Origin of the sequence: Prevotella sp. P5-64 (assembly GCF_002251285.1) — a bacterium.
Classification (GTDB): domain Bacteria; phylum Bacteroidota; class Bacteroidia; order Bacteroidales; family Bacteroidaceae; genus Prevotella.
In genome coordinates this window covers 198,886-215,535 of record NZ_NPJK01000035.1, presented here as the reverse complement: position 1 = coordinate 215,535, position 16,650 = coordinate 198,886, and the positions used below count along the sequence as shown (strand labels likewise).

Annotated in this window: 21 protein-coding genes; 8 read left to right on the top strand and 13 right to left on the bottom strand. The window is 41.7% G+C overall.

The genetic code is table 11. The annotated features are described in order from the left end of the window. Nucleotides 1–274: 274 nt before the first annotated feature. From CIK87_RS07150 to CIK87_RS07110, 10 genes are all read right to left on the bottom strand, one after another. The gene (locus CIK87_RS07150) at nt 275–1,069 is read right to left on the bottom strand and encodes an ADP-ribosylglycohydrolase family protein (RefSeq protein WP_094386612.1); all 795 of its coding nucleotides are present in this window, start codon (nt 1,067–1,069) and stop codon (nt 275–277) included. Between the two features lie 20 nt (nt 1,070–1,089). Next, nucleotides 1,090–1,263 (bottom strand): hypothetical protein, encoded by a 174-nt coding sequence (locus tag CIK87_RS14655; RefSeq protein ID WP_254046521.1) that lies wholly within the window; start codon nt 1,261–1,263, stop codon nt 1,090–1,092. Nucleotides 1,264–1,290: 27 nt separating this feature from the next. Continuing rightward, nucleotides 1,291–1,521: a hypothetical protein gene (locus CIK87_RS07145; RefSeq protein WP_094386611.1), complete on the bottom strand. Its 231-nt coding sequence runs from the start codon at nt 1,519–1,521 to the stop codon at nt 1,291–1,293. A gap of 112 nt (nt 1,522–1,633) precedes the next feature. Then, entirely contained in the window at nt 1,634–2,419 is a 786-nt protein-coding gene (locus CIK87_RS07140; RefSeq protein WP_094386610.1) for an NUDIX domain-containing protein, read from the bottom strand. Nucleotides 2,420–2,508: 89 nt separating this feature from the next. Further along, on the bottom strand, nt 2,509–4,506 hold the full coding sequence (locus CIK87_RS07135) for a DarT ssDNA thymidine ADP-ribosyltransferase family protein (RefSeq protein ID WP_094386609.1): 1,998 nt from the start codon (nt 4,504–4,506) through the stop codon (nt 2,509–2,511). Nucleotides 4,507–4,515: 9 nt separating this feature from the next. After that, a complete protein-coding gene (locus CIK87_RS07130; protein WP_144008142.1) occupies nt 4,516–5,091 on the bottom strand; it encodes a hypothetical protein in 576 nt (191 codons plus the stop codon). A gap of 87 nt (nt 5,092–5,178) precedes the next feature. Next, nucleotides 5,179–5,808 (bottom strand): hypothetical protein, encoded by a 630-nt coding sequence (locus CIK87_RS07125; protein ID WP_094386607.1) that lies wholly within the window; start codon nt 5,806–5,808, stop codon nt 5,179–5,181. Between the two features lie 108 nt (nt 5,809–5,916). Then, entirely contained in the window at nt 5,917–6,141 is a 225-nt protein-coding gene (locus CIK87_RS07120) for a hypothetical protein (RefSeq protein ID WP_094386606.1), read from the bottom strand. Further along, nucleotides 6,138–7,097: a DUF4407 domain-containing protein gene (locus CIK87_RS07115; protein ID WP_254046524.1), complete on the bottom strand. Its 960-nt coding sequence runs from the start codon at nt 7,095–7,097 to the stop codon at nt 6,138–6,140. Before CIK87_RS07115 ends, CIK87_RS07120 begins: the two co-directional genes overlap by 4 nt. Before the next feature lie 72 nt (nt 7,098–7,169). Further along, on the bottom strand, nt 7,170–7,796 hold the full coding sequence (locus CIK87_RS07110) for a hypothetical protein (protein WP_094386604.1): 627 nt from the start codon (nt 7,794–7,796) through the stop codon (nt 7,170–7,172). A 927-nt stretch (nt 7,797–8,723) separates the two neighbouring features. Between CIK87_RS07110 and CIK87_RS07100 the strand changes: the two genes are divergently transcribed. The 8 genes from CIK87_RS07100 to CIK87_RS07060 all read left to right on the top strand — a co-directional run bounded on the left by CIK87_RS07100 (nt 8,724) and on the right by CIK87_RS07060 (nt 13,905). Further along, the gene (locus tag CIK87_RS07100; RefSeq protein ID WP_094386602.1) at nt 8,724–9,107 is read left to right on the top strand and encodes a single-stranded DNA-binding protein; all 384 of its coding nucleotides are present in this window, start codon (nt 8,724–8,726) and stop codon (nt 9,105–9,107) included. An 87-nt stretch (nt 9,108–9,194) separates the two neighbouring features. Continuing rightward, on the top strand, nt 9,195–9,617 hold the full coding sequence (locus tag CIK87_RS07095) for a single-stranded DNA-binding protein (RefSeq protein WP_027452765.1): 423 nt from the start codon (nt 9,195–9,197) through the stop codon (nt 9,615–9,617). 22 nt (nt 9,618–9,639) lie between these two features. Next, nucleotides 9,640–9,861, top strand: a complete 222-nt coding sequence (locus CIK87_RS07090; protein WP_027452764.1) for a hypothetical protein — start codon at nt 9,640–9,642, stop codon at nt 9,859–9,861. 1,279 nt (nt 9,862–11,140) lie between these two features. Continuing rightward, nucleotides 11,141–11,527: a hypothetical protein gene (locus tag CIK87_RS07085; protein ID WP_044109262.1), complete on the top strand. Its 387-nt coding sequence runs from the start codon at nt 11,141–11,143 to the stop codon at nt 11,525–11,527. 25 nt (nt 11,528–11,552) lie between these two features. After that, the gene (locus tag CIK87_RS07080; protein WP_094386601.1) at nt 11,553–12,098 is read left to right on the top strand and encodes a hypothetical protein; all 546 of its coding nucleotides are present in this window, start codon (nt 11,553–11,555) and stop codon (nt 12,096–12,098) included. 57 nt (nt 12,099–12,155) lie between these two features. Next, a complete protein-coding gene (locus CIK87_RS07075) occupies nt 12,156–12,452 on the top strand; it encodes a hypothetical protein (RefSeq protein WP_094386600.1) in 297 nt (98 codons plus the stop codon). Between the two features lie 372 nt (nt 12,453–12,824). Next, a complete protein-coding gene (locus CIK87_RS07065; protein ID WP_094386598.1) occupies nt 12,825–13,409 on the top strand; it encodes a ribonucleotide-diphosphate reductase subunit alpha in 585 nt (194 codons plus the stop codon). Beyond that, nucleotides 13,393–13,905, top strand: a complete 513-nt coding sequence (locus CIK87_RS07060) for an SLOG family protein (protein WP_254046520.1) — start codon at nt 13,393–13,395, stop codon at nt 13,903–13,905. Before CIK87_RS07065 ends, CIK87_RS07060 begins: the two co-directional genes overlap by 17 nt. A gap of 152 nt (nt 13,906–14,057) precedes the next feature. Here the strand turns inward: CIK87_RS07060 and CIK87_RS07055 are convergent, their stop codons facing one another. From CIK87_RS07055 to CIK87_RS07045, 3 genes are read right to left on the bottom strand one after another with little or no spacing between them, the layout of a single operon-like run. Further along, nucleotides 14,058–14,591: a GNAT family N-acetyltransferase gene (locus tag CIK87_RS07055; protein WP_094386597.1), complete on the bottom strand. Its 534-nt coding sequence runs from the start codon at nt 14,589–14,591 to the stop codon at nt 14,058–14,060. Then, on the bottom strand, nt 14,588–15,340 hold the full coding sequence (locus tag CIK87_RS07050) for an MBL fold metallo-hydrolase (RefSeq protein WP_094386596.1): 753 nt from the start codon (nt 15,338–15,340) through the stop codon (nt 14,588–14,590). The genes CIK87_RS07055 and CIK87_RS07050 overlap by 4 nt, the downstream gene beginning before the upstream one ends. 12 nt (nt 15,341–15,352) lie before the next feature. Next, entirely contained in the window at nt 15,353–16,648 is a 1,296-nt protein-coding gene (locus CIK87_RS07045; RefSeq protein WP_094386595.1) for a Y-family DNA polymerase, read from the bottom strand. Between the last annotated feature and the right edge of the window lie 2 nt (nt 16,649–16,650).

Here is a 16,650-nt window from a genome sequence, read left to right as displayed (position 1 = left end):
CAGATAGTGTTGCCTCTCTGAGGTGGCTCATAGAACCACTCTCGTCAACAATAATCAGATTATAAATACGTGCTTTGCCGTTACTCATTTTATCCTCTTTTGAATCAGAATTGTTTTCACTTTGTTCTGTAGCTTTTTCTTCCTTGCTTGTTGTTTCAGAGGGGGCGGTTTCAACCTTGGTCGATTCCGGCTTTTCCACAGTTTCTGTATGTTGGTTATTATCCTTATTGAATAACCTCCAGAATTTACTGATTTTTTTCATGTCGTTATTTCTTTATTTATTTCCGTACTTATTCTCGAACTCAGTTATTATATCAAGAAACTCTGCAGGAAGATACTTTATTGCCTGCTTCCTCAATTCGTCAGGAACTCCGAAATATGCTTCTGCAATACTTCCTGTAATACATCCGATAGTATCGCTGTCACCCCCGATGGATATTGCGTTTCGGACAGAATCCTCAAAGTCTTTACCATCGAGAAATGCTACTATGGCCTGTGGAACACTATCTTGACATGTTCCTCCCCATGTGTAGGTCGGTCTGATTTCATCACAGGTAAACTGCAGATTGTATTCAAAGCGTTTTTCTATTTCAGTGCGAATATCTTCCTTGCCACATCCTTGCCTTGCCATCATAATGGCTAATGCTGTTGCTTGGGCACCTTTTATTCCTTCGGGATGATCATGAGTACACTCAGAACTTTTCTTCGCCATAGCAAGAATGTCTTCCTTTGTGTTGAAAGCCCATCCAACAGGACCAATACGCATGGCTGACCCATTACCACAGCTATTGTAAGGTCGATAATCTTGTTGCCGAATCGTGCGGACAAGCCATAGTTTAAATCCACCACCATATCCTCCCATTGGCCAAGGATATTTTTCTCCATACCTACTATAGTAGTGTGCGACCTCACCTCCATGTAAAAGCCAGTCAGCTGTTGCAATAGTCAGAATACTATCGTCCGTATAACTACCATTCTCGTTAAAGAACTTGAATTCCTTTGTTTTGATGTTGTTAGGAGTGAATTCATATACACTTCCTACTATGTCACCTATAATGCTGCCAATCATAACTTTCTGTTTTTAGGTTGTCAATCGATATTCCAATAAGCATCAGGGTCGCCATCGAAGGCATCGTCAATTACGTCGTCGCTATATCCTGCAACATCTTGTGCGTAGGTTCCAGCGTACTTTCCATAATGTGTTCCATATTCCTCTTCATAGGAATCATCTTGGAACATTTCATAATCATCATACTCATCCATAATGAAACGTTTTTAGAGGTTATTATATTAAAGTAATAGTCTATACGATGCGGTAACGGCATTATAACCGAAACCATTTACATATTCTGTTGCTGCCAGCATCCTTACGTGTTCACCATTAACCTTATAGAACCTTTCGCCTTCAATAATCTTGACGTACAAGGTCTGCGAAACTATGGAGTTGTCACATATTCGCTGTACAGAAACGTCTGCGATATTGTGCCATTCAGGGATGGACTTTTCGTAATTCTCATTCATATCTTTTTCTATTTAATTGATACTATACCTTGTTTCATTGTGTATTATTGACGCTTTGAGAATTTGGGGCCATTAAAACCTCCCAGTAGGGGAGGCTAATGGTGTGACTCTTTTAGAATTCCAGTCTCATCCCAATTTTCTTGGCATCCTTATATGCTTCTTCATCAAAGGTATATAGCTTTGGAGAGCGATATGGATTGCCAGTTACTTTCTTTCCTGTTTCTCTGATATAGCCAAGTTTAAGCATCTTTTTAGGAAAGTTTCTTCTGTCGCGTATCGTGTTGTCATCTTCAGGTGGATTGAGAATGGCAATGTATATGTTTTGCAACTGAGGCATAGTGAATTCCTTGTCGAGAAGATTAAAACCAATCGGTTCAAAGTGAATCCTTTCTCTAAGTCGATCAATTGCATCTTGAATTATCTGTGCGTGGTCAAATGCAAGTTTCAAATTAGGTATTTCGTCAATTGAAAACCATTTGGCTTCTGCTGCATCATCGCCGCCTTTGATTATATACTTGTCCTTTTTGACAAGTGCATAATATGCTACGGTTACAACGAACTCTCGTGGGTCTCTTCCTCGTGCCGAATATGTTTTGAGTTGTTCAATAAACTCTGGTTGGATGCCTTTGTCATTATTAAAGAGCCTCATTGATGATTCTTCAAATAATTCTCTATGGACACATTCGTCAGTAGGCTCGTCTTTTTGGATAAAACCACCGGGTAATGCCCAATAGCCTTCGAAAGCAGGAGTCTCACCTGGTTTAGCTTTTCCTCTTTTGATAAGAAGGACTTGCAAAGAACCATCTTCCTTGTCGAATCCGAAAACTACAGCGTCTGTTGTTAATGCCGGATGCCAATATGGGGATTCCCATTTGCCTGTTTTCTTATTATATTCCATACTATTATAGTTTCATTGTGTATTATTTACGCTGCAAATTTACAAAACATTTCTAACTCCACCAAACTTTATTGCGTAAAAATTACACATTAGGATAAAATTTCAGGAGAATTAACATTTAAAATATATTTTAGAGGGATAAAACCTTTGATTAAGACTTCTGCTTGTCTTTGCCAATAGTCATTGTCTTCAGGTTTTGCAAATGGTTTCTTCGTTGCCTGAATGTTAACCCTTTTGAGGTCATCAAACTCTCCTCCACATTTGAGATTAGGTTGAGTTGCTTCAATATCAGTATATAGAGTATCATCAAAGAGTGCAACTTCAGGGTCTATTTTCAGTAAAATAAGTTCTGCTCCTTCTGCTTGTCTTTCTTTTATTTTTGGTAATCGAGAACAGAAACTTGTTCTAACAAAGTCTTCGAGATCCATTCTTGCATCGATGTCTCGTGTCAATGCCATGTCTTCTCTAACAGGCATGGTAATACTTTCATCAAGACATCGCTTAAAGGATAATAGTCCACCATATTTTATAATCGACTCTAACCTATCTTTCTCTGTAAAATGATACAAATATTCAATTCCGTTCGACTGTAAATAACTTCTAATCTCATCTTTGTTTGCTTTGAAGGAAGGTGAAAAGTGGTCTCTTTTTAGATATGATATTGGCTCATCATTCTGAATGGCAATTTTCTCTTCTTCTTTGAAGTATTTACGTAGGAACAAATTGAGTTCGGAAATATCTTTCTGAGGCAGACTGTATTTTCCCTCTTTGTACTTTTTATGTATGGCCATTGCCAATTCGTCATTCATAAGAAATCCATCCTCTGATGCCCTTTCTGGAGAACTGGATTCAAAGATTTTTTTTGAATGGAACAATCTGATGGCATCTCTTTTATATATTGATTCATTGCCTACGATTTTATGAACATAAGCCATAAAATGTGCAGAATATAGGTCGGCAAGACTCATTTTGTTTATTTCTGCATCAATTATATTTGATACTAATTGCTCTCCATATAATTCAACAAGGGACGCTCTTAACCTGTAAGCGCGTAATTTGTGTTGGACGTTTATTGGCAAACGGGTGTCATCATACTTCTCATCTTTATTAGTTTCCTTATCTGTCCAATATATTGTTCTGGAAAGAAGTAGATAAAGTGTTTCCAGAAATACATTATGGAGTTTCGGGCTTAGAACAAGAAGTTGGTTCATTCCCTTTTGTCCTAATGCCTCCAGAATGTTATGGAGAATGTTTACACAACCAAAAATAGCTTCTTTGTTGTGCCAATAAATGTTGGGTGATGAGAAAATATGGTTAAATTCTTGGTGAGCGAAACGCAAAGCAACATTAACTTTGTTTGCTCTAAAGAATTTTTGGAATAATTCGCTTGCTATATAGGGATGAAAGGTTCTCAAATACTTGTTTGCAAAATCTGTGCATCTTTCATCTTGGGCATCTAAAGAATAGAAAGAATCGGCTGCTTCAGTTCTGAAATCATCTAACAGCCTTCTGTCATTTATCTGATGGCTATGGTTTACATAATGGATGGCTTCTTTATGGTCATCCATAATACGATAAAACCTTTCTTTAATGGTTTCCAAAAGAAAATCTATGTCAGCATTGTTGATACCTGTAGCATTCAGTTGTAGCTGGAATACCACAATCAAATCATATAGATTCTCTTTGTTGATATTATTGAGAAGATACGAGGAGAGCCCCGGCACTTTTGGAATAAAATGATCAAGATAGTCAATCTCCTCAACAGTCATATTGTTAGTCCACTTAGGTTTTGGATTCCAAGTGAGGATATGATACAAGTCAAATTCTTTCTGTTCTATGTTTTTGTCTTCAAATTCTTTCCTGAACAAGTCATACTTTTTAATTATAAGTTCAAGATTTGTTCTTATACCAGAAGTCGATGTACCTTCGGTTTCAACAAGCATTTTGAAGCTTGTAATAATACTTGTAAGCTCACGACCATTGTGGTCTGTTAGATATTGTAACAGACCAGGTATTTTACAAATGATTCGATTCAGTTTAGTGAACTGTTCCTCATTCAGGCAATATTTCCAGAGAAAATTCTCCATTTACATCATTTATGGTAATGGGTGGTAATTCATGCTCATGTATCTTCCTACGAGCAACTGCTGAAATACTTGCTTGGTAATAGTGTAATCCATGTGCTCAAGAGGTTCAATGATAACATCGCTCATTTTAGCAATCGCATCAACCTCTGATTCGCCAGACAGCCTAAATGCAATAAAATAGAGTACGCTCATATCATTGAGTAACTCAAAGATATAAGAGAATTCAAGTTCTTCCTGATATTTCTTATCTGTTTCCGCTTGGGTAGCCAGTTTTTCAAAGCGAGCTGTGCACAGAGAACCAACCTGTTCGTTCGGGTTATTGGCCATCCAATCTTCCAGATAGGGCATTACCTCTCTCAGTGCCGTTTCACCATAAAATTCTATGACGTATTTTGCGGCTTCTTGGAAATCGTCAAACTCCGGCATTTCGTCGTTGGCGAATGCTTGATATACAAGACGTGTACTGTAAGCTCGATACATCATGTTCAGTACAATCTTGTGAGGATAGACTTGGTGGGGATATTTGTTTCTCCAGTTGCCTAAGTTTCTCAAAGCCTCTTCAAATGCGGGTCTTAGTTCTATCATAATTATCTTTTTTAATTGAAAATTAAATAAATGCCTTGCTATTGTCGTTTGTAACAACAAGTTACGCCTATTTATATAACGTAAAAATCAGCCAAATATTGCCCCTAACAAGCCAAATATAGCAGCAAACAATAGAATGTTCAAAATATATCCAGCGATAGTGTACAAGCAGCCTTTCGCGTCATCCTTTACACTTGATTTTGAACCCTGCTCGTTCTCATCACTCTGTTCATATCCTAACTGTTTCAGATTTTCTTCAAGCCCCTTATAAACCATGCCAGCTGGAGAGATAAGAGTGTTTTCTGTGTACTTTATGCTATGATACGTAGAAACCTCTGGTAAGTAGTTCATCCATAATGCCGTCATGACCTTAAACACACGGATGATTGCTTCGTTCTGTGATTGGGACATTTGTTGATCCTCTGTTGAGTTGCCTTTCTGAAGATCTGCAATCTCCTTTGACTTATTGATAATCCAATCACCAAATTCAAAGTAACTCATGTTTCTACAGAAAGTCTTTGATGCAAATTTGTTCATCTTATTCTCTACGGCCATCATTTGGAAAAATCCAATCCATCCCGGCACATAAAAAGAGTGATGAAATCCAATAACAGGTGTCTTCTGAGACAGCTCATTTATGACTACGATAATGTCATTAAGCTTATCTTTCATTTCCCTCTCTGGGAACATGTCTAAGATATTGTTGAAATTGTTCATGTTTATATTAATTTAAAGAGGTTTCTTAGAAATGTGTGCAGCCTTGCGGACAAGGCCGCACACGTCAAATAAACAATATTAATGGATGAAGTAATACTTCAGGCCATCCTAATTATAACACACCTTACAGGGTTTTCTTCCCATCTCTTTGGCTTTTGCCAATGTAATGGCCATCACATGCCCTTCTTCGTTGCACCTTTTCAGTGTTCTACATGATTTCTTCATGTGGTAAGCATAGGCACTGCTGCCTTTGCTGATATACACTGTGTTGTTGTCATTGCTTGATACATTTGGTGTCAAGTACAACAACGCTGCAAGCAATACGGTTTTCATACGACACGGGCTTTTTGTAATGTTACTCTGTTAAAGGCATTGGAGAACTGTACTATCCTTACTTTCTGGGCACCTTTGATAGCAGCTTCGTAGTCACATTCTTTGTCAACGAGTTTGCTGACTACAACGAACAGTTCAAGACTCATTAGAAGAACAAAGAATACTACATAAAAGCCTCGAGCCAGTTTTCTTGTAGTGATAATGTCCCACATCGCTTCCAATTCTTCCAAGAATCCGACGCTTTCCTTGCATTCACGCCTAACGTCTTCTTCCACGTTTTGCTTTTTCTCGGTCCACTTTTGTTCTTGCTCACGCAGTTTGTCGACGGTTTTGCTGTTGGACTCCAGAAGTGCTTGTTTAGGGTTGGCCACCTGATTGGTCGTGACAGAAGGATTTGTCACAGTCTTTATTTGACCGTCAGGCATGACCAGCTTTGACGTACTGTTGGTGACCGACTTCTGGATGACAAACGGGTTTGCATTGATGTCTGCTTGTAATACGGCATTTATGCGATCTATGGAGTCGATTTCCATGTGTAAAGCAGCCAGTTTTTCATCGATAATCCTTACTCTTTGATTGGTAAGATCTGCAACTTGTATCTCAATGGTGTTTGTCATTTGCTTGTCAATGTCCTTGCCGAACATGGTCTGGTCGAATATCGTGGAGCCGACAATGGCCATGATAAAGGCTATGATTGCTCTGAAAGCTACCATCGAGAAAGTCTTCTCACTTGTCAGAATGATTTGACGTTCAATCATAATAACTATAGTGATAAAGAACAATGATACAAATCCGCATGCCCATGTTGGCAGTCCTATATACCTCTGTGCAAAGCAAAAACCTGTAACTCCCCAGATGAGGATAAGTATAAGTAATGCAGATGTGTACTTGCTTAATTGGCATTTACTTGCCTCAGAACACTGTGACAGTACTCCTGAACTCCATCCTGTCAACATGCAGCCGAATTTAATCCACCAGTTCATAATATATCTTTTTTATTGGTTAGACTTCATTAATTGGTCACTATATTATGCCGTTGCTCTTTGTTGTGAAAGAGGCTGTGCGATATTCGCTTGGGGCATGGCCTTCCTTTGAGGCGATGTCATGGCGATAGTTGCGACTCCTCTGAGGAAACCACAGTTGTATGACTGAAGAGGTACAGATGACTGGTCATCAGCCTTGAACTCTCTTTCAAGCTGCTCCAGTTCTTGCTTATGTGTGGTAATTATTGACATTTGATTCTCCAGTTCACTTACTGTAGAGATCAAACCAGCTGCACTGCAGGTGTCCATCCGAGTCTCAATATCTCTTTTCATCACATCGTAATTCAGATTGATTTCACGGAACACCATCAGGATCTTGTTCTTGATGATGTTCATGTTCATATCTCTGAAAGTCAAGTCGCTTTTAATCATGGAATCTCCGAATCCCTTTTCCTCATAGTTCTTGTGGAGATAACCATAAATAATGTCTATAGGCCAACCTGTAGCGTAAGAGACTGTCAATGGCTTGTTCTCTGAAGACTCTGGTTCAGCTGTTGTCATAACACTGCTCACCTCTTCCTCAGCTTGCTCGACTGGGTTAATTACTGGCAGCATAGAAATAGCTGCATTACCACTCTCATTCTTTCTGTTTAAAAAACTAAAAAGTCCCATAATTTAATATTGTTTATTTGTTAATGTTATTACTTCATTGTGTAATTCTGACGCAAAGGTAAAACAAATCCATCAATCCTCCAAATCTTTTGTGTATAAATTACGCAATGGGGTTGAAATTTAACTTTTGTTCACATAATTACGCCTAAAATCGGGGATTTTTAGGCGATATTCCTTTCTCTTATATCATTTCATTGCGTTCCGCATTTTTTCTATGTTTTCGTCTTTAACTTAATTAATTCATCAGTATTATGCGTGCACGCATATACATTATTACTTATAATTCGATAATGGACTGTATTCTAACCAATTATCATACAATCTTATTTGTAGAAGGCTTACTTGACCTTCTTCATACTTTTTTGTTCCCTTCTCTTCTTCCTGTTTCTTGTCGGAAGTCACATAGAGGCTGCCAAACATTGCGAGCCTGACTATTCCTGCGATGTCGTTCTTTCCTTTGGCGTAGCCCATTCGTATGTGGCATAGCCCTTCGTTATGTCAAATGGCATTTTGTTCTTGCTGCTCCCACTTTCTCCTTCCTTTAGCCTAACGCTATTCCTCGCTGTCCTTCTCCGTCCGATGAATGGTGATCGCAACTGGTCATAGTTGTGACTGTCGGGCATCCTCCTTTTCGAATCTGTCACTGAATTGTTCTTATTCCGACTTCTTCATTTATGCCTTTTCCGGGCGAAGCGAGTCACACTTACTTTTTCCGTCGCAAAGTTAGTGCAAGCCGTATTCTGCAAGTACCAGGTGCCTTATTCCTCGGATTTTTTCAAAAACTTTTTGCCGTCTGTGCCAGCCAATAAAAACTTTTCCTGGCCCAAGGGTGAAATAATTCGGTAATTCCTTGCATTCCCATACTTCCCTTGCCAACTCTTAAAGCAACGTAAAAAATAAATGTTTCACTTCTAAAAATTCAAAAAAATGAAAAAGATCGAGAACAATTTCACAGTTACAGGTTTCGTAGGTAAGGATGCAGAAATCCGTCAGTTCACAACCGCTTCAGTAGCACGTTTCTCACTGGCTATCGGCCGTAACGAGAAGAACGGCGAGGAAAACAACCGCGTATCAGCTTTCGTCAACGTGGAAGCATGGCGCAAGAACGAGAACGCCGAATCATTCGACAAACTCTCTAAGGGTTCTATGCTCACCGTCGAGGGTTACTTCAAGCCAGAGGAATGGAGCGACCAGGAAGGTGTCAAGCACAACCGCGTCGTGCTGGTAGCCACCAAGTTCTATGAGACTCCCGACAAGGAGGAAGAGACTCCGAAGGAGGGGAAGAAAACTTCAAAGAAGAAGGCCAAGTAAGCCTTCTTCTTCCTCTTAGGAGGAATCTCCCTAATGAAAGGGAAAAGAAAACTCTAAGAATATTCACCTATAAACAAATTCATAGTTATGATTTACACTCACACAATCGGTCGTATCGGCAAGGACTGTAAGACCATCACAGGCGCACACGGAACATTTATCGCAGTTGACATGGCTGTCGATGACTACTCCAAAGGTCAGAACATCACCACATGGGTAAGGGTACGCAGCAGCAGAGAGAACCATATCCGTTTGGCTGAATACCTAACTAAGGGCAGACTCATTCTTGTAGAGGGCACAATCTCCACGTCGCAGTGGACTGACCGCCAAGGTGAGAGCCACACGCAAATCTCCATCAATGCTGATAGCATCGCTTTCGTGAACGCAGGAAAGAAAGACGAGCAGGACACTGACCCGAAGAAGGCTGCCAAGAAAGGCGCAAAGGCTAAGAATACGCCCCAGCCACCACAGGATGCTCCAGAGCCAGACGAGAAAGATTTGCCATTCTGATAACCCCTTAATCCCTTCAGTTGTGGAATATCATATCGTCTATGCTAAGTTCGATGGATGCAAGAGCTTCAAGGCTTTTGATGTCAATGAGGGCAGACAAGTGGGCAATCTCATATATGCCTCACTGGTTGAGAACACAGAAGATACCAGGTCTAAGCTTCAGAAACTCGCAGACATGAACAAAAGTTGCAACCTCATTCTCCAGTTGAGGAGAAACGGCAAGGTTAAGTTTCAAACAACATAATAAGGTAACGGGCAGACCAACCATCTGCCCACAATTTTTTTTGTTCTCATGGATATAGTCGACAAAAAGAAGGAGCAGATAAAGGCTCTGATTGAAAAGATGAAGCAAGAGGGAAAGCCCATTGATTGGGCAACAGCCGTTTTATGCTAAATGTTAGTCCGTCCTGCTGTAAACGGCAGGACGGTTACTTATTGTACTTTCATTCCATTATCCTTCAGAAAGTGTACTCCATCGGTGAAGCGATGCTGCACTGATAAAGTACACCTACTTCAGGAGAGGCAAACCCGGAACGACTTGCTTCAGCTGCCAAGGATGATCGCATAGCGCACATGCTCAGCAGCTGAAGCAAGTCCATCCGTTTGGTCGTTTGCCTTTATAATTTCATTTCATATTTCATCTGGACTTCTTATAGCAGCTACGCAGGTTGAATATTCTAATCAGAATACCTTGCTCTTTGGTATTATAATACTTCGCCCCACACCATGAAGTCACCCCCAGTCCCATTAACAGAGTCTTTATTTTCAGTCAGCAGAGCGTGACATGAAAGAAAAGACACAGTTACAGGGATAGGCAATCACGAAAAGGTGTCCAGTCATCTTCAAACAGGGTCGGTGAGATCGCAAGGCGAAAACTCACTGACTCTGTTTTTGCTAACAGTACACCACTTCGTCGGGAAGATTGCCTTTCTGGAATTTGGCTTCACCCCATCCCAAACTGTTATACTCTTACGGCTATCCCTTTTCTAAACTGATATACATGATTCTTATAACCTACGCCCACACCATTGTCTAAACAGCATCATCAGTTTGTCATAGAGGGAAAACTCTTGTGGTCAAGCGAGTTGATCATAAGAGTTTCCTCACTCTGCCAAAGGTATGTCAAGGAGACTCTATCAATCATTGACAGAAGGTATTTGGCAAAACTAAACACTTTGCCAGATACTTTCAGTCTTTTATGCTTGATGGAGACTCCTCTTTCTGACATACTGGCTGATGATTCCTGTTTGGACAATCCCGCCCACCTTTATAAGTTGTTGTACAAGACATTATCTGTCTAATCCTTCAAAGCCCGTGAAAAGGAATTCTTCTGCAAAGGTAGTTTCGCCATTCAAACCGTCAAGAATAGCAGGGCTTCGCTTTCAACAATCTTCCTTTTCGCTGAAAAGAGTATTCTTGAAACTATTTTTGCCTTATTGCCTTGCTGTCACCTTGAAAAGCAGAAAAATTCCCAATCACAGGCTGAAAGGCTTGAAAGAAAGGGAAAATAAAAATTTCAGAGTATGGCAACAACAAATTTCAACAACCGACTGATAACGCCAGAGCTGACCGAGGCACTGAGCAGTTATCCCCTGTATTCTCAGGACGCAAAGAAGAAGGATGCAATGTGCATCGCAGTGTTTTACCTTGGCAATATCCGCTGGTACATTATGGAAGGTCAGCAGGAAGGCAATGACTTCACGCTCTATGGTATTGTGGCAGGTTTGCAAGAAACCGAGTACGGCTACCAATCCGCTACTGAAATGGCAAGTATCACCTATGACGCAAGTGAGTACGGACTTGGCACATTGAGAATTGAGCAGGACAAGGATTTCAAGCCTTGCAAACTTGCAGACATCAAGGACGAGGAACTGCAACTTTTCCTTTCACGGCTCTATGATAAAGACTAATGTATAACCCCAAATATTGAAGATTATGAAGATTATCGTAATGGACAGCGCAAATGTGCGCATCGAGGTATTAAATGTTCCCGACCACATGATTGAAGAGGACATCGAGCAGTTCTTGGCAGAACATGACTATTCGCTCAATAACATTTCATGGATGGCTGCACCCATCGACTTTGTGCCGGTGCAGTTCCATGAATATGGTATCTGCCATTCGGATGGAGAAGAGTTGCACTTTGTCCGTCAAGGAAAACTCAAAGACTTCTCTATCTATGACAGTGTGCAGGAGGTGAAGCACCGTGAGCAGGAGGAACTTGCCGAAAAGCTCAGACTTCGTGGCGAGAAGGTGGATGATGGCTATGAGTGGCACTTTGAGGGTGAATGTCCCATCGTAGCAGCTTATGACTATGACGAACCATGTGATGTGGTTATCCTTTCTGCCAGAGTTGACAAGGACGGATATTTCACCATCATTGGCGACGAGAAGAATGACCGAGGTAACGAGCACGAAATTGATGTTGACGAAATCTTTGCAGGTCATTTGGACTTCATCATTTCCGAAATAGGAAAGTAAATCACTTTGGGGATAGGTGGCAACTCCGCTGCCTATTCTCTATAATAACAAACTATTATGAAGCAGATATTTGTCGTTTATGAAACTGACGCATGGCACAGCACGAGCCATCGAGAATGTGCAGGAGTTTTCACCAGCAAATGGGCAGCCGTGAATGCCATCGTGAAGAACCACCGCATAGAGCTGGACGAGTTCTTCAGTGAAGAAGAGATTGAAAAGACCTCCAAAAGAGTGTTGGAAGCCGAAGTTAGACGCAGACTCCGCAAAGAACTGGAGTTTGCCTATCAGACACAAGGCTATGAAACCAACTATGACATTGAGGTATGGAATATCAATGAATGGTATCTGACATAACACTAAAGATTGTGGAACGATGCCTTGAATGGCTGCTTCGCCCTTCAGATGACGGATCCGAAGGGCGAAATGGCTGTTATAATATCCTTGCAGGTTAATACTCTTGAACTATACATGAACTACAGTTCACTTGATGGTTTCACCAATCTCCATATCGGACAAGTGACAGCGGAAAGTTTTTTCTGCGAAGTTATCACGTCCGCGTCAAATAGCAAGTCGTGCTTTGTGAACAATCTTCCTTTTCGCTGAAAAGAGTATTCTTCACAGCAGACTTGCCTTATTGCCGTTACCGTACTTCTGGAGGCAGAAAAAATCTTCCCTGGTCACAGTCCGAAAGGATTTAATGAAAGGGAAATAAAAAACGAAACGGCAATGAACATGGTCAAGGTTTTCATCAAGGGTCAAGAGGACAAGGAACTCAGCAGTTTCCTCCGTTACTATCCAACTCGCATCAAGAATGTGGGCATAGATGGTGTATTCGACCGACAGACTATCTTTGATTTCAAGGATGGCTGCAATCAGCCCCAAGTGGCTCAGTTCGTAGCAAAGGAACTTGTAAGAAAGTTCGGGCGCAAGATTGGAAAGGTGGTTTTCTCATGTGTCCCTGCAAGTAGCCAAGAGCGCAACGAGACACGCAACAAGGCTTTCTCTGCACTTGTATGTCAGTTGTCGGGAGCCATCGATGGTTTTTCCCATGTCAAGGTCAATGGAGAGCGGTCTGCAGTTCATGGCACAAAGATGAAGAAAGAGGTTCGTGCCAAGCGACTTGAAGAGAGCAACACCATAGAGGTAGATGCAAGTTTCTTTAAGAATAAGATTGTATGCGTATGGGATGATGTTGTGACTACAGGAACGTCATTTTGTGCCTATGCAGCGCAGTTGGAGAGTGCCGGAGCACACGTTACTAATGGAATATTCCTTGGAAAGACTTCATATAGATATGTACCAACTTATTGATGATTATATGGAACAAAGAAAATTTAGCAGGGCGGCAACAGCCGCCTTTACGGGGCATCGCTTTGTCAATGCTGCACAGAGGGAACACGTCAAGAAGCGGCTTTCAAATGCCGTGCTTGATGCTTATGGGCATGGCATCCGAAATTTCATATCCGGCTTTGCCATTGGATTTGATATGATGGCGGCAGAAACGATCGTTTCACTGAAACGTAGCTATCCCGACATCACATTGATAGCTGCAATTCCCTTCAAGGGTCAAGCCAGTCGTTTCAGTTTCTATGACCGAAAGCGATATGACAGGTTGCTGGAGGTTGCTGACGAAGTGATTGTGCTCAGTGAGAGTTATTATCCAAGGTGTTTCTTGGACAGGGATGAGTTCATGGTGAACAACTCCTCTAAGCTCATAGGCTATTATGATGGTCGAGAGAAAGGAGGAACGTTCTACACCATCCGTAAGGCGATGGCACAGAACATCCCTATAGTAAATGTGTTTTGAACTCTAAAAAAATGATTTATGGGTGATATTGGAAGCATTATTATCATCGTCATAGTCTTCCGCGTCATCTTCCTCGTGCTTAGTGCATGGTGGAGAGGTGATAGCAGGAATGACTTTAGACATGACAGGTAGCAGTCTGGCAAAAAGCCACACTACTCTTCTTCGATGTCGTCAGGCCACCAGAACAGTTGCAGTTCGTGGATGATGTCATCCCAATCTTTCATGGTGAACGTACCTTCACCCCTCATCATTATTGTCATGGTGATGTCGTTGTAGGTACGATAGACATTTGTGTCCTTAAAGCCGTTGCGAAGATAGAAATTCTGACGGCGTTTGCGTTGGTCAATGTTCTCACTGACCTGCGTTGGGCTTTCCATGTCCAGGACAAAGGATTGTCCTTTATAGTGTTCTATCATTTGAGTCAGTATTATCTGACCATAGCCTTTACCCCGTAACTCTTTGCACACGGCAAAGTACCAAAACCAGTTGATAGACTTACGTGGATAGACGATGGTGAATCCAATGAAGTCTTCGCCATCATAGTATGCAGTGAAATCCAACGGCATTTCCTCGACCAGGCGCATCAAGTCATCCCATGGGATTTGTTCGTCTTCAGGAAATGCCGTTTCATACAGCTGTTTTATCTTTTCGTCAGCATTGGATGCTGTTATCTGTTTTGTGGTCATAATTCTATAGTCTCTCCCTCTTTGGTTATCTCCCAGAAGGGAATAAACTTTTCGTCAGTAAACTCCTTCATTCGCCATGAGGATTCGAATCCACTGGCTACGAAATGCATGGGGACAAACATACCGACCTTAAACCGCTCGATAAACTGTCGGCCACCAAGCGTATAGCCATTGCCAATGCGTCCATCTATTGGGAACATAACAAGGTCAAAGCTATCTGTCACCTTGCAAATGTCCTTCAGTTCGCCCAAATATTGTTTTTCATGGGCTATCGGATCAATGTCCTCATCAAATTCCTCACTGTAGATAGTTTGTCCTGGCACTGCTTCGGACAGGAATCTTGCATACCAGTTGTTTAAGTCACCTGCATGGAAGATACGCTTGTCCTCCGTTTCTACTATCCATGATACTCCGCTGTCAGTACTGCCTAATGCTTTGACGGAAACAAGTTGGTCTGACCATGAGGCACCTTTGGCTAACCAAGCATCGGCTTCCTCCTTGCTTGCTCTTCTGTGTCTGAGAATATCCTTGCTCAGGATATAGGTGATATTCTCCCTCTGTTTTCTCCATTCAAAGACTTCTCTTGTGAAATGGTCTTCGTGAAAGTGACTGGAGAATACATAGAGAGGCTTCTTACTCTGAAAAACTGATTCCAATACATTGCCTGGATCCATCCAGTAATCGAATATTAGGATGGATTTTTCAGTTTCAAGCTTGAAACCACTATGGAATATGTAGGTCAGTTTCATTTCTTCTTTCCCTTACTTCAAAACAATAATGTCGCTCCAACGAGTCGTTGGATTCTTGCTTTTGAAATCATGTTTGATAGCATTGGCAAAGACGTTAGCCTTTCCCTTGCCATCTTTTTGTGTGTATTGCTGACTGCCAAGTACAATGGTTTCAGTTCCATTGACCTTGTTGATGCGGTCAATGACTGCATCCAGTCGTTTCATCTTCTCAAACTGTTCTGCATTGGTATCGAATAAGTCTTGTTGAATAGGACTGTTAGGCCCAATTCCCATGACGATGACACCTGCTTTCTTATAGTGATAGCCCTGACGGAAGAGCTTCTGAAGAACTTCATTGGCAGCTTTGACAATGGTGACAGTCGAACTGGAAGGCGTGATGAGTCGCATTTCCTGAAAGTTCCAGTATTGAGGAAGGTCTTCACGGAAAGCATTTGTGTTGAGAAATACGCCTACAATGGATGCGACCGTTCCTTGCTGACGCAGCTTCTCGGCACATCTGGCAGCATAGTTCGACACATGAGTACGGAGTCCGTCGAGGTCTGTAATCATGCCATTGAAAGAACGGCTGGTACAGATTGATTTTTTCTTTGCCATCTCTTCATTGGGTACACAGTCTTCACCATTCAGTTCTCGCCAAGTACGCTCAATGACGATGTTGTTAAATGTGGCACGTACCCAACTCTGGTTGTGCTCTGCAAAGTCGTAGGCAGTCTTCACGCCAAGGGCTTCGAGACGTGCTGCATAGCGTCGGCCAATGCCCCAGACTTCCTCAATGGGATATAGTTTCAATGCCTTAATACGCTTCTCGTCGGAATCGATCATGCAGCAATGGCGGTAGCCCTGGTATTTCTTGGCGAAATGGCTGGCCATCTTCGCAAGGGTCTTATTGGGTGCCAGTCCGATGCTGACAGGCATTCCTACATTCCGCTTAATCTTCTTATGAAGTTCTTCGCCCCATGCTTTCAAATCCAGATGCTCCATGCCATCAAGATAGACAAAGCACTCGTCGATGCTGTAACGGAAGTAGGCTGGAGCCTCTTTGCTGATGATTGATACCACACGGCTTGTCAGTTCGCCATACAACTCATAGTTCGATGAGAATACGACAATCTTTTGATTGGGGAACTGCTCTGCCAGTTGGAAGTATGGTGTTCCGGCTTTTATACCCATCTTTTTGGCTTCATTTGACCGTGCCACCACGCAGCCGTCATTGTTCGAGAGAACAACGACAGGCTTGTCCTTCAGGTCTGGCCGAAAGACACGCTCGCATGAAACGTAACAGTTATCGCAGTCAATGATGCCGTACATTC